The organism is Bacillus sp. FSL W8-1141 (assembly GCF_038593205.1).
In the GTDB taxonomy this organism is placed as follows: domain Bacteria; phylum Bacillota; class Bacilli; order Bacillales; family Bacillaceae; genus Bacillus; species Bacillus altitudinis.
In genome coordinates this window covers 1,708,222-1,733,895 of sequence record NZ_CP151973.1, presented here as the reverse complement: position 1 = coordinate 1,733,895, position 25,674 = coordinate 1,708,222, and the positions used below count along the sequence as shown (strand labels likewise).

Genomic DNA, 25,674 nt, shown 5'->3' with positions numbered 1-25,674 from the left:
TCAGTCTTAACATTCTACAGTCAGTTCCATATTTAGGATTTAAGTAACAAAATTGAAAGTATGTACTATATTTATTTTTATCTCAAATTGTTTTCTTCTCTTTCTTCATAAAAACATCCTGAAATTCTTCATAAATTTTTTTCGTTTTTTCAGAATCCCATGCTTTATACAGCTCTCGCATAAATATATACAGTGAAATTGGGTAATACCCAGAGTTCCTCTAACGGACACTGAAAGTTTCCTCTTCAAAAATCTTAATTAATTCATTTGTTTTTTTAGTATCTCTATACGCTGCCATCAAAGCAAATGGAGCACCTAATATAAAATAGACTCCTTTATGGCATATTCTTTTACCAGAATACCATAAGGAGCCTGACACTTTAATCCACTTTATTGTTTTTTAACCAATTAACCTCCAGAGCTACCTCTTGATGCAACTGTTTGGACATCTTCATGTAGAGGTTGAGTCAAACCGTTTGTAAAGAAAAGTGTACCTAGAGCTACCACAGCTAGTGAAAATGTAATAAAAACCGACTTCTTCAATTAATTCACTCCTTTTCCTACATACTGGCTTGCGAGTAAGGCTCTTTTATAGTAATTTAATGACTGTTTCAGCAAGCCTCTCCCCTCTAAATATTTCGCCACATCAACCAGAATCTCCTCTAAATCAACCCATACTCTTTTCTCTTCAAGCTCTAAACACAGATTGTTTATATTGTTCAATTGAGATTGATTTTTTTCATACAATAGTTCTTTTAACAATTTAAATTTTATTTGAAAAACGTTATGGTTGACTTGTTCTGATAAAGAAATGCCTAGATCAATCCATTCAATCGCGTCATTACTTTTACTGGAGATTTCTATTCTAGAAAGTTCATATAAACATCTCATCTTCAATAAATCTTGATTTTCGATCTCTTTATAACTCAACGTGCGCCTAAATAGTGCTGATGCTTCTTCTAAATTTTCTTTTTTGCTTTCTAGAAAACCCATATTGTAATATAGATGAATGATTAAATGATTGTCATTAATACTTTCGATCATATTCTCAGCTTCACTAAAAAGAGCTCTTGCTTTATCATATTCAAATTGATCAATTAAGTTTAACGCATGTAGCATCCTACAGTTAATCTGTCTTTTGATATATGTTTCATGCGCATTAAATGTGTCACACGCAATTTGTGCATGATATTTTGATAAAAAGGTCATTTTCAAATCATAAAATAGAACTGCGATTTTATAATGAAATTCAGCTTTTTCTATTTCATCATCAACATAAGCCAACTTTTTTTCAGCTATTCTGAAGTAACTTAATGCCTTATCATAATCTTGCAAGTAGTCATGATAGATCCCATTATAAAAGTAGAAGTAATATGACATGAGTTTATTTGTTTTTTCTTCTTTTTCGTCTGGAGCATTCCGCTGAAAGAATGGCTTATCTAAATTTCTGCTAATATTCTGAAGTTTCAGCTTAAGCCTAAAGCTCAAAAGTTGATAGTACAAAAGAATATCTTGATTTTCTTCCATTAAATCAATTGCCCTGTCTATGTCATCTTGCATTTCTATAGCTGCCGATAAATCCCCTTTTTGTATCGCAAGATTCCAAGTGTTTAACATGTTCCCTACCTCCTGAGAGGCAATTAATCCTGACATTCCTTTACCCCCTTCTAAACAAATCCCTAGTATAATTCTAACACGCATTTTACAACATATGTAAAGTGAATCTGCTCATAATAGAAATTTTCGGTATCCCGCAAATATGATAATAATTGAATGGTATGCAATTATAAGAGTTGGTTAAAAGAGAGAGTAGCCAGAAAGGACTTGATACTTATTTCTTTTATTGACCACCTTCATTTTTTAAAAAGAAATTCACAAAATATTGTTTTGAAATTGATATAAAAAGACCTGACTGAGTTTCAGCCAGGTTCATGAAGGGGTCAATCTAAATTATATTATAATGAAATCAAAACAGATAATTAAACATCCGTTCTCATTCACTCTTTGAAAATTCAACCTATACAGTATACTCTACATGCTCTAATTTTGCCTTAATCTAAAAAATCAATATTAACAGCGAAATTTCCAGCTGTTACAGTTATCTGAGGAATTTTAGTTTTTTCAAAAATGTCTACAATTTCAAATAATGTCTTTTTTATAATATCGTTACTTGGCATTGTATATACTCTTAATATAAGGATTGTTTCAATGCTTCTAGCTACTTCAAAAAGAACGTCTTCATCTTTAACAGATTCAATGTAACTTTTTATTCTTTTAAAGAACCACTCTACTTCTTCTAAATCTTGTAACGGATATTTAGTAATTTGATGAATATCGGCTGGATTAGCTGCTTCTTTCTCTAAGATCGCTTCAAGTTCTGCTTTAGTTATATATTCCTCCTCTTCTTCTTCGTATTCACCCTCTGCTGCTTCCTCATCAACACTGTACTCAGCTGTATAAAGCCCCTCAATGAATTCATCAAAGGAATCTGCTAACTTAAAGTCTTCTTCCATCTCAACATCAAAATAATGAATTGTAGGATTCTCTTTCGTTTTTCGATAATCCATCGCTACCCAAGTATGGCCATCCCCGTTGATCAAAACAAGCCCTTCTGGCAGCTCCCACTCTTTTATCAAATAGGCACTCTCCATAATTCCTTCATCTTCAGCAATTCCCAGCAGGTGATTAAATTGAATATGATCCTCAGCCCATGAATTAGAGTGAGTGGTTGGAAAAGCATTATGAATGGTATAACCACCATTCTGTTCTAATATGAGCTTTTTATATGTATCTGGCAAAGTGATTCCAAGTTTCTTTTCAGCTTTAGCTATTTCTGCTTCGTTGATCTTTTTTAACGTATAGTAACCTTCCTCGTCTATTTCCCAAAATAATTTCAAGGTGATGCCTCCTAGTAAAATATGCACATAAGTATACCATCTTGATGAGTATATTTGACAATTTAGTCAAAATAAAAGAAGAATATTTGTTACTTAGTCATTCGCAATGTCTATTTTTGTCGAAACGATAGTAAAAAGAAGGTACTTCATGTAAAATTTCCTTTGCACCTAAAAATCAGGAGGATCCAATATGAAGAAATTATCTATATTCATTTTTATTTGTTTAATGATGCTAACAGCTTGCAGTAGCACAGCATCAAATGAAAAACAGCTCACGACAGCCAATATTATTGAAGCTTTTAAAAGTGCTGGGCTTGAAGCAGAAAAACCATCTGATCTTAAACAAAAAGAGTTTGGAAATATAAGAGAAGAAGGAAAAAGAATTCTCGTTCCTTCCTTAGGTGAAAATGCTGGTGGACGGATTTTTAAATTTGGAAATGAAACTGATTTACAGCAGGCGAAATCTTATTATGATGAGTTAGGCAATGCTGGATCTATGTTCTTCTCTCACACCTATTCAAAAGGAAACTTTTTATTACAAATGAACGGTGAAATGAAAGATGCTGAATTTGAAAAGTATAAGAAAGTAATGGATGAGGAAATAAAATAATTTCATATATTTTTAAAAGAAGGAAGGTCAATAAATGTCATCATTTTGGCTGCTAACAGTTATCCTTACGATTGTTATATTGGGTGTTTCTTTGATCTTTAAAAGAAAGAATGCACCTTTACAGTATGGAATACCATCGATTCTCATTCTCATCAGTATTATCTTATTATTAATAAGTTTTTTCGTAGGAAAGTGGGAAGGTTTAGGACTGGGTGCAATCAGTATATCTTTACTGATTGCATCTGTGATCACCTTAATTATTAATAGTACCTTGAGTTATTTTAGTCATAAATAACATAGAGCCACTTCTGCATAAGAAGTGGCTCTTTCGATTATTAAAAGTGAAATATGCATGAAAATATCACAAGACCAACTAATTAAATAAAAACCCCCTGAAGCCAATGGCTCCAAGGGGTTTTCTTTATTAATACTGAGACATATACTGATCGCGTTCCCATGGGTGTACTTGGGTTCTAAACATATCCCATTCGATTTCTTTTGATTCGATGAAGTGCTCGAATAAGTGGTCGCCTAGTGCGTTGATCATGACTTCGTTTGACTTGAGCAGCTCAAGTGCTTCTGCAAGTGTTGCAGGTAAGTCAGCGATGCCGTTTTCAAGGCGCTCTTCTTTGTCCATGACATAGATGTTTCTGTCGATTGGCGCTGGTGCGTCTAGTTTGTTTTTGATTCCGTCTAGACCTGCTGCAAGTAATACGCTTAGTGCAAGGTATGGGTTTGCAGATGGGTCTACACTGCGTACTTCTACACGTGTGCTAATGCCGCGTGATGCTGGAATACGAATCAATGGGCTGCGGTTTTGTGCACTCCATGCTACGTAGCAAGGTGCTTCATAGCCAGGAACAAGACGTTTGTAAGAGTTCACCGTCGGGTTTGTGACCGCTGTGAAGCTTGTTGCGTGCTTCACAATACCTGCGATAAAGTGTCTAGCCGTCTCGCTTAATTGTAAGTCTGCTTTCTCATCAAAGAATGCGTTTTTACCATTTTTAAATAATGATAGGTTACAGTGCATACCAGATCCGTTTACACCGAACAATGGTTTTGGCATGAATGTCGCATGAAGACCGTGCTTTCTAGCGATTGTTTTCACAACAAGCTTGAACGTTTGAATGTCATCACAAGAACGGATGGCGCCTGCATATTTGAAATCAATTTCATGCTGACCAGGTGCTACTTCGTGGTGAGAAGCTTCAATTTCAAAGCCCATTTCTTCAAGCTCAAGCACGATGTCACGGCGGCAGTTTTCACCTAAATCTGTTGGTGCAAGGTCAAAGTATCCACCTTTATCGTTTAGTTCGAGCGTTGGCTCGCCTTTTTCGTCTAATTTAAATAAGAAGAATTCTGGCTCAGGTCCAAGGTTGAAATCACTAAATCCTAGTTCTTCCATTTCCTTTAAGATACGCTTTAAGTTGTTACGAGGGTCTCCATCAAATGGTGTTCCGTCTGGCTTATAAATATCACAAATAAAGCGTGCAACTTTACCTTTTTCTGCTGTCCAAGGGAAAATAACAAACGTGTTTAGATCTGGATATAGGTACATATCTGATTCTTCGATACGTACAAACCCTTCAATAGATGAACCATCAAACATACATTTGTTATCGAGAGCTTTTTCTAACTGGCTCACAGGAATCTCAACATTTTTAATTGTTCCGAGAATGTCTGTAAATTGCAGACGGATGTACTTTACGTTTTCCTCATTTACTAATTTTACGATATCTTCTCTTGTGTACTTTGCCATTTCGTAAAACTCCTCCCCTACAAAAGGTAAAATGTGTATAGCAATGCTTTTGCTAATTGGTTAACGGAAGAACCTTGACATGTCCCCCTGCCTAAAGGTCGTTCCTTGTTGGAAACGTCCAGCCTGAATGAGTTCCTTCTTCAGTAGCTTCCTGAGTTCATCATCTGTCAAGTTGTGCTTCGCTGTGGTTTTCTCCTCTGTCTTTGTTTCAGACGATGGATTTTCTGCCTCAGCTTTGGCAAAAAGTTTTTTGATTCCTGCCATGTTTACACCTTGTTCGATGAGGTTTTTGATTTCTAGTAATTTATCAACATCATGGAAAGAAAATAATCGGCGATTCCCATCACTTCTAGCTGGAAATACTAAACCATTTTCCTCATAATAGCGAATTTGTCTTGCAGATAATTCTGTTAGCTGCATGACAATCCCAATTGGGAATAAAGGCATTGAGCGGCGAATGTTATCACTCATCTCAACTGTCTCCTCCTCTTTGCTTAAATTTATTATATGTCATGTTATATTATGTGTCAACGAAATGTTAGGAATATTAACATGGATTTTTTATCGAGCAGGCACTTCAATAAAACCTTGCTCTATTAAGGCGTCTACAGCACTGCAAATGGCATTTTTCACATGGGCATACGTGAGACCGCCCTGAACATAGGCTGTGTACGGCGGTCTGATCGGACCATCGGCAGATAATTCAATGCTGGCTCCTTGGACAAATGTGCCCGCTGCCATAATAACATCGTCCTCGTATCCCGGCATATAGCTCGCATGCGGTGTGACATGACTGTTAATCGGTGATGCATATTGAATGGCCTGACAAAATGCAATCATTTTTTTAGGGTCTCCAAATTCTACAGATTGAATCAAGTCGGTTCTTTTCGCATTCCACGCCGGGTTTGTTTGGAACCCGAGTTTTTCAAGAAAACGCGCTGTAAACACGGCGCCTTTTAAACTTTGTGCAACAACATGCGGTGCTAAGAAAAATCCTTGATACATTTCCTGGAGCGCATACAGCGATGCACCCGCTTCACTGCCGATGCCTGGAGATGTCATTCGATAAGAACAAGCTTCTACCCATTTTTCTTTTCCAACAATGTAGCCGCCCGTTTTGGCAAGGCCGCCGCCTGGGTTTTTAATTAGCGAACCTGCCATAAGGTCTGCACCCACATGACACGGCTCTTGTAATTCAGTAAATTCACCATAACAGTTGTCAACAAACACAATGATTTCCTCATTGATGTCTTTCACAAATGAAATCATTTGTTCAATTTCTTCTATTGTAAAAGATGGTCTTGACGCATAGCCTTTAGAACGCTGAATCCCGATGACTTTTGTTTTTGGGGAAATAGATTCTTTGACTTTGTCGAAATCGACAGATCCATCTTGACGCAAATCAATGGCTTTGTAATCGATCTGAAAATCTTTTAATGAGCCTGTCCCTTCTTTGCCGCGAATCCCGACAATCTCTTCTAGGGTATCGTAAGGTTTCCCCGTCATGTAGATCAATTCATCACCAGGTCTTAGCACACCAAATAATGCGATGGAAATGGCATGTGTTCCAGAAATGATCTGCGGGCGTACAAGACCGCTTTCCCCTCCAAATACATCCGCATAGATCTTTTCTAACGTGTCTCTTCCCATATCATCGTAACCATAACCAGTTGTCGGGTTAAAATGAGAGTCACTGACTTTATGTTTCCGGTAGCTTTCAAGAACCCGCCACTCATTTCGTTCGCTCTTTCGATCAATTTGCTGATGTATTTGTGAAATGTCTTGTTCTGCTTCTGCTGCTATTTTTTCTAAAATGGTGCCATGTTTTAAAGTGTGAAACATCGTGATTTAATTCCTTTCCTACAACATATACTTCTTGATTTGTCCTAATACGGTTTGCTCCTCACCACTAAATCCAGTGATGTCATAAAGCTCTGCTTCCTTTTGAAATTCCAGTGATTCCACCAAGGTTTCTGACTTTAAGGTAGATATGAGTTTCCCTTCATATGCCGGAATCCTTACATGATATGGCTTTAAAAAATCTTTTTTCAGTTCAGCCATGATATCCGCTTTTAACCGCTTCACATCTTCCTCGCGCCTAGCACTGATTAAAATGTGGCGCTGCTTTGAAGAAGGGATAAAATCCGGCCGGATTTGGTCTTTTTTGTTATAGACTGTCAGCATCGGAATACGGTCAGCTTCTAATTCTTCTAAAAGCTTATGAACCGTTCGTTCATGCCCTTCATAATCCTCATTCGAAGAATCGATCACATGAAGCAAATAGTCTGCTTCTTTTACTTCTTCAAGAGTGGAACGAAATGCTGCAATCAGTGTGGTTGGAAGGTCTTGAATAAAACCAACTGTATCGGAAATCAGTACACTGTAGCCAGATTCAAGTGTCATTTTACGCGTCATTGGGTCAAGTGTGGCAAACAGCAAATCTTCTTCATGGCTATCCGCTTCTGTTAACTGGTTAAACAATGTTGATTTCCCGGCATTTGTGTACCCGACAATAGCGATTTGGAATACGCCATTTTTCTTCCGTCGTTCCCGGTATCTCGTGCGATGTTCTTTGACTGCAGACAGTTGTCCATGAATTTCGTGTATGCGGTTTCGAATATGACGTCTGTCTGTTTCAAGTTTTGTTTCACCTGGACCTCTTGCGCCAATTCCGCCGCCTTGTCTTGAAAGACTGATCCCTTGTCCACTTAGTCTTGGCAAGGCATACTGAAGCTGGGCAAGCTCTATTTGCAGCTTCCCCTCTCTTGTACGGGCTCTTTTGGCAAAGATGTCTAGAATCAATTGCGTACGGTCAATGATTTTCACATCTAAGGCAGTCGCCAAAGCTTTTAACTGGCTAGGCGAAAGCTCGTCGTTAAAAATAATAACATCACAGTCTAACTCGTCGCAAAGCACTTCAAGCTCTTCCACTTTCCCTTTCCCGATGTAAGTCGCGCTGTCTTGTCTATTTCTTTTTTGCGTCATGATGCTGACAGCTTCACCGCCAGCTGTTTTGGTTAAGGAAGCTAATTCTTCCATAGAATATTGAAAGCGTTCATCCGTTATATGCGGCAGTTGACAGCCGACAAGGATCGCTTTTTCGATCATTTCATGTTCATTCAACGTCAGTTGTTTCCTTTCTGTACTTAAGTTTCAGTAGTACCATCATACCAAACACACCACACGTATACCACCATTCGGAAGGTTTAATTTCTTGTCTCTTTACAAAAAGGATACGCCATTTCAAGAAGGCGTATCCTCTTTCATTTGCAGATCATGGCTTTTAATCGTAAGTAAGTCTTTTTTATCATAATGATCCACAAGAAGCAGCCTCATCGCCTGAGTTCGAATCGCTTTTTCAATGGTGTTTCGCACAAAACGGCCGTTGCTGAATTTGGCAGGACTCGTTGTGCTCTTGATGTGCATTAAATAGTCTCGCAGTTTCCATTCTGCCTCTTGGGTAAAGACATATTCCCGATCAGCCATCATTCGTTTTGCAATATCCATCAGCTGATCGACCGTATAATCAGGGAAGTTGATATTGATCGGAAATCTCGATTGCAGACCAGGGTTTAGAGAAAGAAAATGATCCATTTCCTTGGAGTATCCAGCTAAGATGAGGATGAATTCATGCTGCTTATCCTCCATATGTTTTACAAGGGTATCAATGGCTTCTTTCCCGAAATCTTTTTCTCCTCCGCGGGCAAGAGAATAGGCTTCATCGATGAACAAAATGCCGCCTAGTGATTTTTTAATCAAATCTCTTGTTTTTTGAGCTGTATGTCCAATGTACTCTCCAACCAGATCTCCTCGTTCTGCTTCAATTAAGTGCCCCTTTGAAAGAACATTCATTTCAAAGAAAAGCTTCCCGACAAGCCGTGCAACCGTTGTTTTCCCTGTGCCAGGATTTCCTTTAAACATCATATGAAGCGCTTGTTTTCCTACCTTTAATCCTTGTTCTTGTCTTTTTTGATTGACAAAAATCCAAGCATAAATTTCTTTTATGTTTCGTTTCATTTCTTCCATCCCGACAAGGCTGTTCATTTCTCGTTCTATTTCTCGTAAGATGCTGTGTTTGGCCTCATTTTTTTGCAAGGCCTCTAAGTATTCTGCCTCTGAATCTGCATCAACCAATACTTGCTTCTGTCCATTAAGTATAATGTTGATTTGGCCGTTATTTTTATATGTGACAGCTCGCTCCAACGTATTCACCTCTCGCTCTTCTCTCTTTAATCTATTCGGGTGGAGCTGTAATCGTGACAATCGCCCGCACTAGCATCGGTTTACTGTCAAAATGACCCGAGATACCGGTTATTGTAGGGGATTGTGCGGTTTCCCAGGAAATGATGTGCTATTTCCATTGTATTCATCCATTTCGGGCGGACAAACCAACAATTTGTTTTTTCTTAGAAAAATGGCGCTTTTTCTTCCCAAATTGTGCAGAAAAGAGTCTCAATGATTTCCGCATTTTGTACAGGCAATTTTTCTATTTCCTCATAAAATAAAGACGAGGTGATGAATAGATGGTGAAAATTTTTATTGATCCTGGCCACGGAGGAACAGATTCTGGAGCTGCTGCTAATGGACTTTTGGAGAAAAATATCACACTGCAAATTGCGCTTTTTCTGAGAGATATGTTGATTAGTGAATATGATGGGGTTTCCGTCCGCTTAAGTCGTTCAATTGACCAATCCGTCACGTTATCCCAGCGTACGAATGCGGCAAACAGCTGGGGAGCTGACTATTTCGTGTCTATTCATATTAATGCTGGCGGAGGCACAGGTTTTGAAAGTTATGTGTACCCTGGCGTTTCAGCACCAACCACCACGTATCGCAATGCCCTTCATGATGAGATTGTCCGCTCTGTTGATTTTGCCGACCGCGGCAAGAAAACGGCGAACTTCCACGTTCTGCGGGAAACTTCTATGTCTGCCATTTTAACTGAAAACGGTTTCATTGATACGGTAGCTGATGCAAATAAGCTCCGTAACGCTACTTTCCTTCAAGGGATCGCTCGTGCTCATGCCACTGGATTAGAAAAAGCCCTTCAATTGAAAAAAAAAGCAAGTAACCTATATAAAGTGCAAGCAGGGGCTTTCAAGGTCAAAGCCAATGCGGATGAACTAGCAGCTACACTCAGATCCAAAGGATTTGAAGCGCTGGTCGTACTGGATAGCGGCATGTACCGAGTCCAAGCTGGCGCTTTCCGTTCAAAGCAAAATGCAGATGACCTCGTCGCTCGATTAAAGCAGGCCGGTCACGACGCATTCGTTTTTCAATAATTTAAAAAACAAACCGGCTCAAGTCATCTTTAGAGCCGGTTTGTTGTCTATCCAATTATGCCAAAATGTTCACGACAAATTGAGACCATGTTTCAAGACGATCGAAATACTCAGGCTTTTTCAAATCTGTTACTTTCATCCATTTACCTGAGATTTGATCTGTTTCTTTTACTTCTACATGAGCACCCGGCGATAATTCAAGGGCTGATAACAGTCCGATGTGCACACGGCCGACACTGTTGTCATCATCATTAATGAGTCCAAGGGTTTTCATCTCAAGTTTGTCTTCTTCTTGGATTGAAAGTTCCTCGTCCAGTTCACGATCGGTATTTTCTTTTAGAATCTCAGCAAATTTTTTTCCTTCAATGAAATTCATATGACCCCCAAAGCCAAGAGATAACTTATGATGTAAGCGCGTCTCTCCCCCGCCTTGAAGTCTTTCATATACATACACTTCGTCCTCACGCTTAATCACGACATAAGGTATCGGCTGTTTGAAGTCAGGATTTTCTTCTGCATCGCCTCTTCGCATCTGCTCGAAGTGCTCTTCGATTTCTTTCATAATGGTGCTGATTGTTTTCTCTTCACTATTCACACCATTAAACGCAAGTGTTTCGTTTTGGAACACGCGTGCGCGCGGTGCAACTAAAATCATTTCGTCCATTTTTCCCATGTTCGGTAACCTCCAGTATGTAACACATTGTTAGAAATGGCAAAAAGCCAAAACGAGTGATGCGTTTTGACTTTTATGCTTTCCTTATGATTCATCTCCAAAGAAGAAATCGTCATCTTTTAACGGCTCAACTGTTGCCTTTTTGTAGCCGTTCCCTTTCATTGAGAAGAAGTCATGTGACTTTGTTTTTGTATTGAGTCCGTTCAATACAATTGGGTTGATCTCTTCTTCTTCAAAGTAAGGGGCAAATCCAAGGTTCATTAACGCTTTATTGGCATTGTAACGAATGAACTTTTTCACATCATGCGATAAATTGACTTGGTCATAAATATCCTCAGTGTAATGAAGTTCATTTTCATAAAGCTCATTAAGCAGATCGATAGAGAAATCATAAAGCTCTTTTTGCACGTCAGGTGTTTGTTTGTTGTAAATTTCTTGTGCTAACAATCCAACATACACACCGTGAATCGCTTCATCGCGCAAAATCAAGTTAATGATTTCACCACTTTGCATGAGCTTTCCTTGACCGTAGAAATATAGCGGGTAGTAAAAGCCGCTATAGAATAGGAAGCTTTCTAAATACACTGAAGCAACCATTGCTTTAAATAAGGAAATTGGGTCATCCTTTTGAATGGAACGGTACAGACCTACAATCATATCTGCTTTCTTTTGCAAGAATTTATTTTTCTTGACCCATTCAAATACTTCACTAATCGTTTCAGTCGGTGCTAGCGTCATGAAGATATTTGAGTATGATTTTGCATGCACTGCATTTTCCATCATGGCCATAAAGTTTAACACGGCTTTACGCTGATGACCGTCCACATGTTCAGCCACTATCGGCATTCCTGTATTTCCTTGTTCTGTATCAAGTAACGTCAGTCCAGCCAGTACCTTCATGTACGTATCCTGCTCTTTTTCACCTAAATATTTCCATGTTAAGAGATCCCCGTTTAAGGAAATCTCCTCTGGAAGCCAGAATTGCTTGACGTTTTGGTTGTAAAACATTTGTGTAAAATCGTCTTCGTGTTTTGACCAGTTGGCTGCATCATAAATTTTTGTCACGTTAAACTCTCCTTTAATCAAACAACACAAGAAAGACAGCCTTCCTGCCCTGTATCCTTCGTTCTTGCATAATAAAGTGTCTTAATGCCTTTATGGTGTGCATAAAGATCGATGCGATTTAAGTCACGCGTTGTCATCGTATCTTTTAGGAATAATGTAAAGCTGATTCCTTGATCGACGTGCTGCTGAATGGTTGCGATCATATCGACCACTTTAAACATGTCCATATCGTATGCTTCTTTATAGAAGAACCAGTTTTGTGCTGAAAGTCCTGGCATTGGATAATACGTTTTGCTGTTTCCGTATGTTCTTTCTTCGATACGTTCCATAATTGGCATCACAGACGCTGTTGCCGATTGAACATACGAAATAGAACCTGTTGGCGCAATACATAATCGATAGCTATGATACATGCCATTTTCCGCTACAAAATCTTTAAGTGCTGCCCAATCTTCTTTTGTTGGAATGTGCATCCCTTCAAATAGCGCAGCAGCTTTTTCTGTTTTTGGAGTGAAATCATTTTCTACGTATTTATTGAAGTACTCTCCTGTTGCATAACCAGAGCCCTCATAACGGTGGAATGTTTCCCCTTTTTCTTTTGCAAGCTCACTTGAACGCTTAATGGAGTAATAGTTCACCATCATAAAGAACGTATTAGCGAAATCTCTTGCTTCTTCACTTTCATAAGCGATTTGATTTTGAGCTAAATACCCGTGAAGGTTCATCGCACCAAGTCCAATTGACTTCATCGCTTTGTTCGCTTTTCTAACAGCTGGTGCATTGCGGATATCTGTTGTTTCAGACACAAGTGTAAGTGAGTCCGTTGCAAGCTTGACTGTTTTTTCAATGGATTTGTTTTTCATCACGTTCATGATATTTAAAGAACCAAGGTTACAAGAAATATCAAGTCCGATCTCATCATCTTGATCATAGTCCGTGTAAGAAGAGACTTCTGAAGCTTGAAGTACTTCTGAGCAAAGGTTTGAGAATTTCACACGTGAAATATGGTTCAGAGCGTGCTCTCTATTCACATTATCTTGGAACATGATATATGGATAGCCTGATTCTGAGCGCAGAACAGCTAATTTTTCAAGAAGTTTTCTCGGATTGACTTTTTCTTTTTTGACTTTCGGGTTTTCTACAAGCTCGTCATACATTTCTTCCATATCCATCTCATCAAGATGCTGTCCATAAGCTTTATAAACTGTATGAGGATAGAATGTGTAAGCTGTTTTATCTTCTCTAGCAAGCTCGATAAATTTATCTGGGATGACGACACCGATCGAAAGTGTTTTTACACGAACATCTTCATCCGCAGAGATTTTTTTCGTATCTAAGAAATCATTAATATCTCTGTGGAAAATATTCAGGTAGGCACTGCCTGAACCTTGTCTTTGTCCCATTTGATCTGCATATCGGAATGCATTATCAAGAAGTTTCATGACGCCTACGACACCTTTGGTCGCATTTTCAACATCTTTGATTGCTTCACCTTTCGCACGAAGCTTTGAAAGGTTCAAGCTGACTCCGCCGCCTAATTTAGACAGCTGCATGGAAATATCAATGGCTCTTGAGATATCGTTTAATGAGTCATTCACTTCAAGCAAGAAGCAGCTCACCAGCTCACCACGTCTTTTACGGCCTGCGTTTAAGAATGTTGGTGTACTTGGCTGATACTCTTGGTTGATCATCAGTTCCACAAACTCAAGTGCTTTCTTTTTGTCTCCGCCCGCAAAGAAAAGAGCCACAACTGAAATGCGGTCTTCATAGCGTTCAAGGATTTTCTTTTTGTCATTTGTTTTCAGTGCATAGTCATTGTAAAACTTAAACGCACTCATAAATGATGGGAATCTAAATTTCTTGGCATATGCAGCTTCAAATACTTCTTTAATATCTGACATGCTGTATTGTCTTAAAAATTCTTCCTCATAGTAGTCGTTTTCTATTAAGTAATCAATCTTCTCTTCTAGATTATGAAAGAAGACCGTGTTTTGATTAATATAATCTACGAAATAACTATGTACAGCTTCTTTGTCCTTGTCGAACTGAAACTTTCCTTCTTTTTGAATCATAATCTCGTTATTTAATTGTATCCACTTTGGAACCTGATTTTGTGACAATTCTTTCTACCTCCTGTGTAAACAATTCAACATCCCTTTTTGTTCCGCTTAGTTCAAAGGTGTGCAAAATAGGAACTTGATATTGTTTAGAAATCGTATCGGCGCTTTTGGCAAAGTTATCTCCCCACACTTTGTTCCCACTCACCGCTACACCTAGTAAAAGGTGCGCATTTTTCTCTAAAAATGACTGAGTGGTACCAGGGACTTGTCCAAATCCTGTCGTAAAGGTGACGAGAATAAACGGCGTATCCAAAAACTCTTCTCCAGTCAATTTTCGTTTGTCTGTAAAAGGGGTCTTGTCCAAAAAGCGTTGAACATTTCCTGTTTTTGAATCAAATACGATTTGAATCAATTCCATCACGACCTAGTTTTTAGTATTGTTGATCATTCCGTTATTCACTATATATAGTATACTATGTTTTTTCAAAACACAACATATAGATACTCGAAACGAAAAAAATCAACCAACCCGGCCGAACATTCATAGCCGAACTCGTACGTTCAAATAAATAGAGCAGAGCAGGTTCTAAAAATAGACTGCCCTACTCCCTATTCAACTGAAACCGAAATCTATCATAACACGAAAAAAAATCGCTTAGTAGACTAGACTTTTTGTTTTATTTTTTGTAGGCATCGCACTGTAAATCTTCTGACACTTCTGTTATTTCCACTTCAACACCTAATTCTTTGAGCACCGCTTCAAGCGCAGAGACGATCGAAGCTTCTCTTACTAACTCTTTCCCGTTTACAGAAACGCTTGTTCCATATTCGAAACAGGAGTCATCTTCACAAGTTTGTTCCCAATGATTAATTTTAATTTTGTGTGTCATGAACTCATCCTTTTCTGCCTAGATGTCTAATGCATGTTTATAGTGTAGCGACTTCACATTCATTTGTAAATTTACGTGCTTACTCTTCATCAAAGTCTTCACTATCACCATCACCTTCATCCCATTCATCTATGTACTTTGTCGTAATGAGCGTCAGCTCTCCTTCTTTTTCATCAAACCGGTATACATGTACTTCATCATCTTTCACAACAGCAATGTGATTATTTTTTAGCGCAACAGATGATGGTAAAAGACCATCAACATGGCTCCCATCATGCTCACTAGAATGGTTATGCCAACTTTCTTGTCTCGTTTCGATGTTCGAGATGGCGCATGATCCAAATAAGACAACGATTCCAATCAAAAGAAGGATCACTCGAATCCTTCTCAATTCAAGCTCTGCATTTTCCATATAAATCCCCTCACCTTTTAAATGTCCAATAAGGATTTATACGCAACTTGGACAGAAAAGTTTCATGGCATACAAAATAGCCCCTCTGCACTGACAAAAAACGTAGCGGGTTTCGGCCGGTTTATTCGCAGCTGCATGGGGCTATTGGTGAAAACGGGTGTTTATTCTAATTCAAGATTTACATTTTTTTGAGGAGCAAATGTTGAAATCGCATGTTTATAAATAAGTTGCTGCTTCCCTTCTGTCTCAAGCAGCACCGTGAAATTGTCAAATCCCTTTACTTGACCGCGAAGCTGAAAGCCATTCAGTAAAAATACTGTGACAAATGTATTGTCTTTGCGGATCTGATTCAAAAATTGGTCCTGAATATTAATCGGTTTCATGTTTCGTCCTCCTTGATTCTGATAACTACAGTTTCGCTTTAAGTCCAAGCTTTCCTGCTATATATGCGAAAATTTCCTCTTTTTTGTCCGAAAAGTGGCAAGGTGGTGTCATATCAAACCAGGTGACATCCATTTTATTACGGAACCACGTAAACTGACGCTTCGCATATCTGCGGGAATTTTGTTTTAATTGCTGGATGGCTTCATCAAGTGAGCAATCGCCTTGAAAATAGGCATACAACTCTTTATAACCAATCGCTTGAACAGACTGACAATCTTTCAAACCAGATTGATAAAGTGCGCTCACTTCTTCAATTAAGCCTTCATCTAACATCATATCAATTCTTTGATGAATGCGCTCGTACAAAAGCTCTCGGTCCATTTTCAGCCCAATGAAGGCAGTGTCATAAAGAGGAACTTCTTGATGCCCGTTTTGCATATCAGACATTTTCTGACCTGTTGTATGGATGATTTCAAGCGCTCTGATCACGCGGCGGACGTTATTCGGATGAATCGCTTTTGCAGCGTCAGGATCGGCTTCTTTTAGCTTTTCATACAGCTTGATCGGTCCATGTTGCTGCTTAAACAGCGTCATCTCTTCTCTAAAAGCAGGATCACTTTTCTCATCAGTAAACGTGTAATCATATAAAACAGACTGAATATATAGCCCAGTTCCACCAACAATCATGGGCGTTTTCCCTCTCGCAGCAATCTCTTTGATTTTTAAGCGGACAAGCTGCTGAAATTCAGCTGTAGAAAACGATTCATCCGGTTGTTTAATATCGATTAAATGGTGCGGTACGCCATCCATTTCTTCAGGGGTGATTTTCGCTGTGCCAATATCCATCCCTTTATAGATCTGCATGGAATCTCCGCTGATAATTTCTCCATTAAATGCTTTCGCTATATCAATGCTCAGCTTTGTTTTTCCGACAGCCGTCGGACCTACTAATACAATCACTGGTTGTTTTTTCATAACATCACTCTCTTTTACAAACTGCCTACAGTATAGCATAACTTCTCTTTCTCTCCTATATACTCCTTGTCACCAGCCAAGTGGTTCATTCCCGACCACTTCATATGTCTTTCCTTTTAAACGGTGCTTATGCGTTGGCCTTTCTTCATCTGGACTGTAAACGACTCCCCCGTATGGAATCGGGACAGAGTCGGTATAGGCAGAAAACGTGACTTCCTCAATTTCATGGTAGTGCGTCCCGTCCACTCTTGGGATAGCAGGTCCAGTGACGCCATAATATCTATGAAAATGCCCTCTTTCAAATGACGTGATCCCCCGGTAATAATGAGTATGTCTGTCGGTACTGCTTCCATTCACAGGCTGAGAAATACCTTCTATTAAATGATAATGTTCTTCTGTTACATCCGTTCGCGCTTTATAAGCATGTGCATGAGGTGGACATTTAGCCCAATCAGACGGATACAGGCCCATTTTTTACATTCCTCCTTATTTTAGGCATTCACCCAAACACAAGTGGGCCACTCGAATACACTGATGTCAGTTACAGTGATTTTATGTGAAAGGAGTCTTTTTTTATGAATTATTTTGACGCACCGTTTGTTCAAGATGAGATGAGAAGACCTTTTGGATTTGGACGCCCTGGATTTGGTTTTGGAAGACCTGGGTTTGGGTTTGGGCGCCCTGGTTTTGGCTATGGGAGACCTGGATTTTTTGGACCGCCATTTTTAGGTGGTTTTGCTGGAGGGCTTTTAGCTGGGTCGCTTCTTGCTCCAGGATATGGCTATGGTTATCCTTATCCACCGCCATACCCGCCATATGGACCATACCCTTATTATTAAATATGACGATTTAGTGAAAACATCCTCTTATAAAATGAATCGATTGACACATTTGTTTTTCATAGGTTAACATTTACTTTACCGACCGTTCAGTAAAGTAGGTGTTTTTTTTATGTCTAAAACGAAAAAAGAACAAATTTTTGAGGCAGCAGCTCACACCATTCTAAAAGAAGGATTGAGTCAGCTCACCCTTCAGCAGGTGGCAGAACATGCAAATATGACCAAAGCCGGGCTACTGTATCATTTTTCGAGCAAGGAAGACCTGATCCAGCAAATGAATGAGCATGCGGTTGCCTCTTTTCGTCAGCAGCTTGACACGTATCAGGAAACATACAAAAACGAAAAGGCACCTTATGTACGTGCCTATATATTGGCCACATTAAATGACCTTGATAGACAAAACACCACACAGCTATGTACAAGCATGCTGGCTACCATGTCATTTGATGAAGCATTATTAAATCCTTGGCGTCATTTTTATGCGGAATTTAAAGAAAAAGCAACCGAGGAAATCAATGACCCTGCACTTAGCCAGCTGATCCGTCTTGCCTGTGATGGTATATGGTTTTCAGAAATGTTTCAGCTTGAACCATTGAATCGAGAGGAAAAAACCCTTTTACTTCATCGGATTTTACACATTTTAGAGGAGGGATGATGATGATCCTCGGATATCTTTTTTTGGCTATCGCCATTTTTTCAGAAGCAATCGGGGCAGCGATGCTGAAACTATCAAATGGTTTCACACGCTTTAAACCTAGCGCTGTCGTTGTCGCTGGCTACACACTTGCTTTTTACATGTTGTCATTGACCCTTAATATCATTCCACTTAGCATGTCTTACGCCACTTGGTCTGGGGTCGGTACCGTCCTCACGGCTTTTTTTGGCGTGCTCTTTTTCAAAGAAACCTTGAACCGTCAAGCACTTATTGGAATGGCAATGCTTGTTTCAGGGGTCGTACTATTAAATATGTCTTAAAGGATGTGAAGTGATATGAAAGGAATGCTTTATTTAACAGGAGCCATTTTGACAGAGGTTTTTGGCAGTACGATGCTGAAGCTTTCGCAAGGTTTTACACAGGTGCTGCCGAGTATGGGAGTGCTGATCGGATTTGGGTGTGCCTTTACCTTTCTCAGTTTGGCACTCAAAACAATTGAGTTGTCATCTGCATATGCCACTTGGTCTGGGGTCGGTACAGCACTTACTGCTCTTGTGGGCCTCGTGCTATTTAACGAAACCATTCATATGAAAGGATTCATTGGTCTTGCACTTGTCATATGCGGCGTCATTGTCTTAAATCAATCCAAAAAACAAAAGGAAGAAAAGAAAGAACCATTCGATCAAACCGAATGGACGTCATAAAAAAAGTCATTTTCTCCATTAATCAAGAGAAAATGACTTTTTTACTTAATAACCAGCTTTGATGGTTTCTTCTAAGGAAATATGGACATTCCCTTGCACAGCTCTAGAGATCATACATGAGCTTTCAGCTTTATGTGCAAGCTTACGAGCTCGTTCTATGTCCTGTGCTGTAGCCGACTCTTTGAGAATGATGACAGGACGGTGAATGATTTTCTCATATGTAAACACACCGTTTGTCACATCGACAACTGCCTCAGAGCTCATCGATAAATCCTCTTTCTCTAATTGACTCCGCTCCATCATGGCTGCAAGTGTAATGATATAACATGTGGCCGCTGCACCTAGGAGCATCTCATCTGGATTTGTTCCAATACCCGGTCCATCCATTTCTTTTGGAATGGAAATCTCCGTCTTTAACTGTTCACATTCGATTGTCCCCACATCGTTACGCAGACCAGGCCAGTTTGCCTGAAGATGAAAATGATGACGCGCCATATCTGTCTCTCCTTTTGTTATCACTTTTTATAGTGTAACAAGAATTCATCTTGCTGTCTTAAGATGTGCACCATCCTTACGTATATTCTTCATCCAGCACCGTTCGAATCGCCCTGACATACCGGTAGAACCTCTCGTTTTTTGTACTCGACCGCTGCCGAAAATCGAAACTGTCAAATAACGCTTCCCGTTGACTTCTACTAATCTCAAGCTGTACACTTTGCCCTGTTTTTGTAAGATTATTAATATTATGATTGCTTGTTCCGCTTAGGGTTGCGTGTGCAACTGCAAGTTCAGCAGAAAAACCGTTGCGCTCTAATGAGTTCACAATTTTCTCAGCACGGTTATAGTCTGTTCCGCCAACAAGGGTGTGATCAATTCCCGGCTCCCCTTTATAACCATGAACAGCTAAGACATAATCATGTGCTTTTGCCTGTGCGACTCCGATTGGTTCATCGAAGTTTGTACTTGTAATATGAAGTTCTGATGCATTTTCTCTCAAACCTTCAAATAAGTACGTAGAAAAATCGTTATCAAAAAAATGGACAATCTCACTAACGCCGCCTTCGATTCTCCCGCCATGAGGCGACATCACTAGAAGACGGCTGCCGGGCACTGGATTGGATGTAATTTGATAATGATCTGTTGATTCATTCTCTTCCAGTTCTTTAAAATTGCGATACATATCATTTGAACCGCTTTCGTCTTCTCCACCTGATGACACTGGCTCATCATGTTCCTGTGCTTGCATGGTATAATAGACGCCCCATCCGATGACAAGCAGGAGAAGCAAAGCAAAAAACTTCTTCATTCCCGTTCTCCTTTAACAGATTTCTAAGCCGTTTCTATGATTAATATTGAATCATCATTTCTTTTCATTTTTTCCACATTTTCTCTTCAAATTTGATCATAACACTCTAGATCATGAGATTCCTCAAAAATAAGATAATTGCATTTATATACACAGAAACGCCTCTCCTGATTGAAAACAGAGTTAGAATAGTATGACAAACAAATGAAGTTATGTTTAAAATGACCTAGTCCTACCCAGTCTGTTTTCTTTAATTCGTCTTTTTTTTATGCGAATTTGATTTTTTTCATCTGGAATGAATCACATTTGTATGAGCATTGACCCTGTCTAGAACCCCCTTTTTTCTGCAGAATCCTCTGTTTTACTGGTTCTCTAAGAAGAACTCTCCCACCTATCATCGGCAGTTTTGATATGATTTCCACCTTTTTCTATTATTTTACAAAATGTAAGCGCTTTTCTTTTTAAAGGAAATGAGTCAGCCGCCAATATGAACAAAAGAAGGGACAAGAATCCGAACAAAGATGCTGTCATGTTCATAACGTAAGAGTGTACGAGAATGGATAGCTAGAATGGAGGGCATCACATGTTTGGATTTTCCATGGTACAAATGGTCAGAACACATGCTAGTAAATTGGATCAGCCTTTAAGAGAGACCGTCCTTCACCTCTATAAGCCTTTTAAGTGGACGCCTTGTTTTCTTCATCGTTTTTTTGAAGGAAGGTTAAAGAAGAGCAAGAAGCTTCGGGTCATCATTGAATTTAAAGAAGATGCAGTTGAAGCAGGTATTCAAAGCACAAAGCAGCTAATGAAAAAAAGCAGAAAAACAAACATCAAAAAACATTTTTCACATATTAACTGCTGCGCTGCTGATCTTACCCCTGCTGCTTTAGAGGAACTCTTAGCAAATGGGGAGCATATTCGCAAAATATATTTAGACAGACAGGTACATGCACTGCTGGATGTGGCAACACAATCAAGTCATGCGGATGAAGTCGTCCGAAATGGCACGACCTTAACCGGTGAAGGCATTACGGTTGCGGTCGTTGACACAGGCGTATACCCACATGAGGACTTAGATGGAAGAATTCGCGACTTTGTAGATTTAGTCAAACAAAAAACGAAACCTTATGATGATAACGGTCATGGAACGCATTGCGCTGGGGATGTGGCTGGAGACGGAGCTGCTTCAGACGGCTTATACAAAGGACCCGCTCCAAAAGCCAATATCATTGGGGTAAAAGTGTTAAATAAACAAGGCGCTGGATCACTTTCTACTATTATAGAAGGTGTTGAGTGGTGCATACAATTCAACGAAGACCATCCTGATGACCCAATTCACATTATCAGTATGTCGCTTGGCGGCGATGCGCAGCGTTATGATGACGAACAAGACGATCCGATGGTGCGCGCTGTCAATGCAGCTTGGGATCAAGGGATTGTCGTATGCGTTGCTGCTGGTAACTCCGGTCCTAACAGTCAAACGATCGCAAGCCCTGCCGTGAGTCAAAAAGTCATTACAGTCGGAGCCTATGATGATCGAAATACGCCAGAATCAAGTGACGATGTCGTGGCACCATTTTCGAGCAGAGGTCCAACGGTCTACGGTGAAACAAAGCCCGACCTCCTCGCACCAGGAGTCAATATCGTCTCTCTTAGATCACCAAGATCATTCCTAGATAAACTAGATAAATCAAGTAGAGTCGATGATGATTATACGACGTTATCTGGCACTTCGATGGCGACACCCATTTGTGCCGGTATCTGCGCACTATTATTAGAGCATTCACCAGATTTAACACCTGATGAAGTCAAAGCCTTATTAAAAGAAAATACAAGCAAGTGGTCTGGAGAGGACCCAATGATTTACGGAGCAGGTGCCATCGACGCAGAAAAAGCAATCCAAGAATAAATAAAAAAGCCCTTTACGTTTTTCGTAAAGGGTGTTGTTTTGTCTGTTTTTATGTGTGAAGTCTTTCTTCTACTTGAGCAGCTGACATGTTATGCTTCGTTCTCATACATCTCATCTCCTTTTTGAATGTGCGTACGCGCTTCGATCACAATTTCAAAAAAAGTGGAAGATTCCTTGTACATGTCGCGTTCCTTATAATAATTAGCCGCATCAAGTGCCAATTCCTCTAAATCAGCAAACATTTTTTTGTTTCGTAGTCCCAAAAGGGCTGATCTCAATTGTTCAGAGCTGTCTGTTTCTATATAGAGTGCCTGTAAAAATTGGAATTTCAATTGATAAATTTCATCTCCCAATATAGAGGCCTGATTCATGCCTTCCTTTATAGCCTCACTCGCTCGCTCCATATCTTCGAGTTTAAAACAAGTAAGAGCCAGTGAAAACAATGATTTGATCATCGTTGCAGCTTGATCTTTTTGATAAAGTGAAATGGCTTGTTCAAAGAAGACAGTCGCTGTATGATAGGTTCCCATACTATAATGACAAGTTCCTAAGTTATTGAGGGCCATCGCCTTAAAATAAGATGTGCATTCTTTTCTTTCCATTGCTTCACACACTTTTAAAGCTTTTTCTAAATACGGGAGCGCTTTTTGATGCTGATTTACATCAATCCAATTACCTGCCATCACAAAATCGCATTGAATGCTTCTTTTTCCATAAAGCTGATGTTTCTTATAGATGTCTCTCGCTTTTTTCGCATAATGCATAGAAAAATAGGTTTGTTTCATATGATAGTATACTTCAGCAATTTTATAATAAAATTCCGCTTTTTCGATCTCATCTGTCACTAAGATCAGCTGATGTTCCGCATGCTTATAATAGGAAATGGCTTCGATATACCGGTGCTGGGTAAATGCATACATTCCATGGAAAAAATGAAAGTAATAGCCCAATAAACCCGTCATCTCATCTTCTGCCTCTTCAATTTCTTTTGGAAAAGAAACCGCTTGAAGCGATTCATTCCCTGCATGGACTGGCGTTAAGTGCTGAAGCATCATTTGATGGCGAAAATCCATGAGAGAATAATAGAGTAATAAATCTTGATCTTCTTCCATCTCATGAATGTCTTCTTCAACAAGGCGCTTCATATCGTTTGCCTGATCAACTTCAAATTTGCAAATATGTGTGTACCATTGATTGATTTTTACACCTACTTCGGAAGATGGTATTTTGTGTGCCATCCACTTCAGCCCCATTCTATCATATCAAACTGATAACTATTATTTTACATAATTTATGATTTTAAGGCAAATTGTCATTTATTTCATATTTTATGTTGATTTTGCACATTTCTATCTTTTTTACCAAGTTTAAAGAGAGTACTTTTGCCCATCAAAACCTTTTTTCTACGAAGAAGGGTCGAATTCTCTAAGCACTTCTTTTAAACCACTGACATAGCGACTAAATGCTTTTTTCTTTCCTTTTCTCGTATCAAAGTTGTCAAAAAAGGCTTTTCTCTGCGCCGTACTAATTTCTAACTGGACGCTTTCGCCACTGGCATTTTGATTATTAATGTTGTTTGGATCCGTTCCGGAGAGGCGCTCGCCTTTTTGCACGAGCTCTGCGGAGAAGCCCCGGTCTTTTAGTTCTCGCACAACCGCTTCTTGCATTTTTTCGTTTGTCCCGCCCACAAGTGTATGTCTTCTATCACTTTTATAGCCGTGGATAGATATAGAAAAGGGATATGTTTTAATCATTTGAACCAAAATCGGTTCATCGAATTTTGTACTAGTGATATGCAAGTCACGATTGTTGTCTTGTTTTGTCCCTTCAAATAAATACGTAGAGTACTTCTTTTCAAATGCTTCTACAATTTCACTTGTTCCTGGTTCAATTTCGCCGCCGTGAGGAGAAAAGACAAGTAAGTCACTTCCCCCTTTTTCATGAAACTCTATCTCATAGCCGTCTCTTTCATGCCGTATAAGCTGTTTAAAACTTTCATATTGATCCCCTTTTTTTCGCTCTTTCTTATACTTTTCTACTTCTTCATGATGTTGTTTTTGCTCTTTATTTTCTTGGATAGAATGGCTGCATTTCACCATTAAAAGAGCACACAGGATGAGAAAGATGAATCCACTTATGAGTAGTCTTTTCATTTCATCGCTCCTTTTCGTTCTCTTCGATGTCATCTTATCGCATTATTTTACTATCAATCGCTAAAAGAATTCAAAGAATGTCCGGCTCCTTTTCATGAATCAGGAGAACTTACCTGTTTTTTTATGTTGCCCTAGGTATTTTCGGCTTCTTTAAAACGGTTCATGTGCAAGTAAAAACTAAATCCTATGACCTCATTTTTGTTTTAGTCAAAAACACCTACAAAATTGGGAATTTTCATCTTTTTAAATAAAAAAGCTGTAAACAAAAGGAATATCTCCTTCTGTTTACAGCCAGTCTCTGTATATCCAGCATTAAACTCTTAATTCATTCTCTAATGCTGTCAGCACTTCATCTTGCGACATGCCTTGTGCAAGTGAAATTTCGCTCACTAACATGCCCCGTGCATCTTCAAGCATCTTCTTTTCACTAGAATTTAAGGCTTTTTTCTGATTACGTCTCATCAGATCTTTGACAACGTCTGCACCATCTTCAATCGAACCTGTTTTTAGCTTTTTCAGATTTTCATCATATCTTTGCTTCCAAGTAAGCGTGTCGTCGTTTGTTTCTTCTGCAAAATTGTTCATCACAACTTTCAGCGTAGCTTGATCAGCTACCGGACGTATACCTAGTTGATTGATTCTGCCTTTTGGGACCATCATCTGCATATTCGGCATTTGAATCAGAAAATATTCCTGCGTCTTACCTAAAATCTCTTTTTCTTCCATTCCTTCAATCACACCGGCTCCATGCATTGGATAAACAATTTTATCACCTATTTGAAACAAATCCGCCACCTCCGAAAGTATTCACAATATCATTATAACACATTTCAGCAGAGGATAAAAATTTATATTTTATCATGTTAATTTAGCACTAGTCAATTCTTTTTATTTGAGTTTTTAAAGAATTAGCCTTTTTTTACAAAAGGAGCGCCACCATCCAGTCCTCGTACACCTTTCTTGCATATACTAGCATTGAGTCACATTTAGGAGGGATGACAATGTGCAAATGCAAGAGCAAACATTCCCACTCAAAATGCTATAAAAAGCATGACGATCATCACCATATTGATCCGTGTGAAAAAAAGAAGTTTTATCATA

General features: G+C 39.1%; 29 protein-coding genes. 8 read left to right on the top strand and 21 right to left on the bottom strand.

Annotated elements, in window-relative coordinates:
* Positions 1-543: 543 nt before the first annotated feature.
* A complete protein-coding gene (locus NSQ52_RS08735; RefSeq protein ID WP_039166523.1) occupies positions 544-1,653 on the bottom strand; it encodes a RapH N-terminal domain-containing protein in 1,110 nt (369 codons plus the stop codon).
* A 398-nt stretch (positions 1,654-2,051) separates the two neighbouring features.
* The gene (locus NSQ52_RS08730; protein WP_342474059.1) at positions 2,052-2,897 is read right to left on the bottom strand and encodes an SMI1/KNR4 family protein; all 846 of its coding nucleotides are present in this window, start codon (positions 2,895-2,897) and stop codon (positions 2,052-2,054) included.
* Positions 2,898-3,087: 190 nt separating this feature from the next.
* Here NSQ52_RS08730 and NSQ52_RS08725 point away from each other — a divergent pair, with 190 nt between their 5' ends.
* Together NSQ52_RS08725 and NSQ52_RS08720 are read left to right on the top strand one after the other, a co-directional pair.
* Positions 3,088-3,507, top strand: coding sequence for a hypothetical protein (locus NSQ52_RS08725; protein ID WP_041507242.1), 420 nt, complete (start codon positions 3,088-3,090; stop codon positions 3,505-3,507).
* A gap of 34 nt (positions 3,508-3,541) precedes the next feature.
* The gene (locus NSQ52_RS08720; RefSeq protein ID WP_024720407.1) at positions 3,542-3,802 is read left to right on the top strand and encodes a YesK family protein; all 261 of its coding nucleotides are present in this window, start codon (positions 3,542-3,544) and stop codon (positions 3,800-3,802) included.
* 129 nt (positions 3,803-3,931) lie between these two features.
* On the opposite strand, the gene glnA is transcribed toward NSQ52_RS08720, so the two are convergent.
* From glnA to spoVK, 5 genes are all read right to left on the bottom strand, one after another.
* Entirely contained in the window at positions 3,932-5,266 is a 1,335-nt protein-coding gene (gene glnA, locus NSQ52_RS08715) for a type I glutamate--ammonia ligase (RefSeq protein ID WP_007499421.1), read from the bottom strand.
* Between the two features lie 60 nt (positions 5,267-5,326).
* On the bottom strand, positions 5,327-5,737 hold the full coding sequence (locus NSQ52_RS08710) for a MerR family transcriptional regulator (RefSeq protein ID WP_007499423.1): 411 nt from the start codon (positions 5,735-5,737) through the stop codon (positions 5,327-5,329).
* A 90-nt stretch (positions 5,738-5,827) separates the two neighbouring features.
* Positions 5,828-7,108 (bottom strand): aminotransferase class I/II-fold pyridoxal phosphate-dependent enzyme, encoded by a 1,281-nt coding sequence (locus NSQ52_RS08705; RefSeq protein ID WP_342474058.1) that lies wholly within the window; start codon positions 7,106-7,108, stop codon positions 5,828-5,830.
* Positions 7,109-7,126: 18 nt separating this feature from the next.
* Positions 7,127-8,389: a GTPase HflX gene (gene hflX, locus NSQ52_RS08700; RefSeq protein ID WP_218646132.1), complete on the bottom strand. Its 1,263-nt coding sequence runs from the start codon at positions 8,387-8,389 to the stop codon at positions 7,127-7,129.
* A gap of 120 nt (positions 8,390-8,509) precedes the next feature.
* A complete protein-coding gene (gene spoVK / locus NSQ52_RS08695; protein WP_041507247.1) occupies positions 8,510-9,469 on the bottom strand; it encodes a stage V sporulation protein K in 960 nt (319 codons plus the stop codon).
* Between the two features lie 320 nt (positions 9,470-9,789).
* Here spoVK and NSQ52_RS08690 point away from each other — a divergent pair, with 320 nt between their 5' ends.
* Positions 9,790-10,548, top strand: coding sequence for an N-acetylmuramoyl-L-alanine amidase (locus NSQ52_RS08690; RefSeq protein ID WP_008344009.1), 759 nt, complete (start codon positions 9,790-9,792; stop codon positions 10,546-10,548).
* 55 nt (positions 10,549-10,603) lie between these two features.
* Here NSQ52_RS08690 and NSQ52_RS08685 read toward each other — a convergent pair whose 3' ends face one another.
* The 9 genes from NSQ52_RS08685 to NSQ52_RS08645 form a co-directional block, all read right to left on the bottom strand.
* Positions 10,604-11,221 (bottom strand): hypothetical protein, encoded by a 618-nt coding sequence (locus NSQ52_RS08685; protein ID WP_007499431.1) that lies wholly within the window; start codon positions 11,219-11,221, stop codon positions 10,604-10,606.
* An 84-nt stretch (positions 11,222-11,305) separates the two neighbouring features.
* Positions 11,306-12,286, bottom strand: a complete 981-nt coding sequence (gene nrdF, locus NSQ52_RS08680; RefSeq protein ID WP_024720404.1) for a class 1b ribonucleoside-diphosphate reductase subunit beta — start codon at positions 12,284-12,286, stop codon at positions 11,306-11,308.
* A 17-nt stretch (positions 12,287-12,303) separates the two neighbouring features.
* Entirely contained in the window at positions 12,304-14,406 is a 2,103-nt protein-coding gene (gene nrdE / locus NSQ52_RS08675) for a class 1b ribonucleoside-diphosphate reductase subunit alpha (RefSeq protein ID WP_017359033.1), read from the bottom strand.
* Positions 14,366-14,758, bottom strand: coding sequence for a class Ib ribonucleoside-diphosphate reductase assembly flavoprotein NrdI (gene nrdI, locus NSQ52_RS08670; RefSeq protein WP_017359034.1), 393 nt, complete (start codon positions 14,756-14,758; stop codon positions 14,366-14,368). Before nrdI ends, nrdE begins: the two co-directional genes overlap by 41 nt.
* A gap of 265 nt (positions 14,759-15,023) precedes the next feature.
* Positions 15,024-15,236: a hypothetical protein gene (locus NSQ52_RS08665; protein ID WP_003212415.1), complete on the bottom strand. Its 213-nt coding sequence runs from the start codon at positions 15,234-15,236 to the stop codon at positions 15,024-15,026.
* Between the two features lie 79 nt (positions 15,237-15,315).
* Positions 15,316-15,648, bottom strand: a complete 333-nt coding sequence (locus NSQ52_RS08660; RefSeq protein WP_342474057.1) for a YmzC family protein — start codon at positions 15,646-15,648, stop codon at positions 15,316-15,318.
* A gap of 161 nt (positions 15,649-15,809) precedes the next feature.
* Complete coding sequence (gene hfq, locus NSQ52_RS08655; RefSeq protein ID WP_003211269.1) at positions 15,810-16,031, bottom strand: RNA chaperone Hfq; 222 nt, start codon at positions 16,029-16,031, stop codon at positions 15,810-15,812.
* Between the two features lie 25 nt (positions 16,032-16,056).
* Positions 16,057-17,007, bottom strand: coding sequence for a tRNA (adenosine(37)-N6)-dimethylallyltransferase MiaA (miaA, locus tag NSQ52_RS08650; RefSeq protein ID WP_065460384.1), 951 nt, complete (start codon positions 17,005-17,007; stop codon positions 16,057-16,059).
* Positions 17,008-17,076: 69 nt separating this feature from the next.
* Positions 17,077-17,478: a YmaF family protein gene (locus NSQ52_RS08645; RefSeq protein ID WP_007499437.1), complete on the bottom strand. Its 402-nt coding sequence runs from the start codon at positions 17,476-17,478 to the stop codon at positions 17,077-17,079.
* Between the two features lie 104 nt (positions 17,479-17,582).
* Between NSQ52_RS08645 and NSQ52_RS08640 the strand changes: the two genes are divergently transcribed.
* The 4 genes from NSQ52_RS08640 to NSQ52_RS08625 all read left to right on the top strand — a co-directional run bounded on the left by NSQ52_RS08640 (position 17,583) and on the right by NSQ52_RS08625 (position 19,205).
* Positions 17,583-17,846 carry a hypothetical protein gene (locus NSQ52_RS08640; RefSeq protein ID WP_017359036.1) on the top strand — a complete coding sequence of 88 codons (264 nt, stop codon included), beginning with the start codon at positions 17,583-17,585 and terminating at the stop codon, positions 17,844-17,846.
* A 112-nt stretch (positions 17,847-17,958) separates the two neighbouring features.
* Positions 17,959-18,501 (top strand): TetR/AcrR family transcriptional regulator, encoded by a 543-nt coding sequence (locus tag NSQ52_RS08635; protein ID WP_041507251.1) that lies wholly within the window; start codon positions 17,959-17,961, stop codon positions 18,499-18,501.
* A gap of 2 nt (positions 18,502-18,503) precedes the next feature.
* Positions 18,504-18,821, top strand: a complete 318-nt coding sequence (locus NSQ52_RS08630; protein WP_017367286.1) for a multidrug efflux SMR transporter — start codon at positions 18,504-18,506, stop codon at positions 18,819-18,821.
* A 15-nt stretch (positions 18,822-18,836) separates the two neighbouring features.
* A complete protein-coding gene (locus tag NSQ52_RS08625; RefSeq protein WP_007499443.1) occupies positions 18,837-19,205 on the top strand; it encodes a multidrug efflux SMR transporter in 369 nt (122 codons plus the stop codon).
* Between the two features lie 45 nt (positions 19,206-19,250).
* Here the strand turns inward: NSQ52_RS08625 and NSQ52_RS08620 are convergent, their stop codons facing one another.
* Entirely contained in the window at positions 19,251-19,700 is a 450-nt protein-coding gene (locus NSQ52_RS08620; protein WP_058213761.1) for an OsmC family protein, read from the bottom strand.
* A gap of 76 nt (positions 19,701-19,776) precedes the next feature.
* Complete coding sequence (locus tag NSQ52_RS08615; protein WP_342474056.1) at positions 19,777-20,511, bottom strand: poly-gamma-glutamate hydrolase family protein; 735 nt, start codon at positions 20,509-20,511, stop codon at positions 19,777-19,779.
* 583 nt (positions 20,512-21,094) lie between these two features.
* Here NSQ52_RS08615 and NSQ52_RS08610 point away from each other — a divergent pair.
* Positions 21,095-22,420 (top strand): S8 family peptidase, encoded by a 1,326-nt coding sequence (locus NSQ52_RS08610; protein WP_056704767.1) that lies wholly within the window; start codon positions 21,095-21,097, stop codon positions 22,418-22,420.
* An 89-nt stretch (positions 22,421-22,509) separates the two neighbouring features.
* Here NSQ52_RS08610 and NSQ52_RS08605 read toward each other — a convergent pair whose 3' ends face one another.
* The 3 genes from NSQ52_RS08605 to NSQ52_RS08595 all read right to left on the bottom strand — a co-directional run bounded on the left by NSQ52_RS08605 (position 22,510) and on the right by NSQ52_RS08595 (position 25,359).
* Positions 22,510-23,658, bottom strand: coding sequence for a Rap family tetratricopeptide repeat protein (locus NSQ52_RS08605; protein ID WP_056704766.1), 1,149 nt, complete (start codon positions 23,656-23,658; stop codon positions 22,510-22,512).
* A 165-nt stretch (positions 23,659-23,823) separates the two neighbouring features.
* On the bottom strand, positions 23,824-24,573 hold the full coding sequence (locus NSQ52_RS08600; RefSeq protein WP_008344021.1) for a poly-gamma-glutamate hydrolase family protein: 750 nt from the start codon (positions 24,571-24,573) through the stop codon (positions 23,824-23,826).
* Between the two features lie 312 nt (positions 24,574-24,885).
* Positions 24,886-25,359, bottom strand: a complete 474-nt coding sequence (locus NSQ52_RS08595; protein WP_007499456.1) for a CarD family transcriptional regulator — start codon at positions 25,357-25,359, stop codon at positions 24,886-24,888.
* Positions 25,360-25,674: the final 315 nt, after the last annotated feature.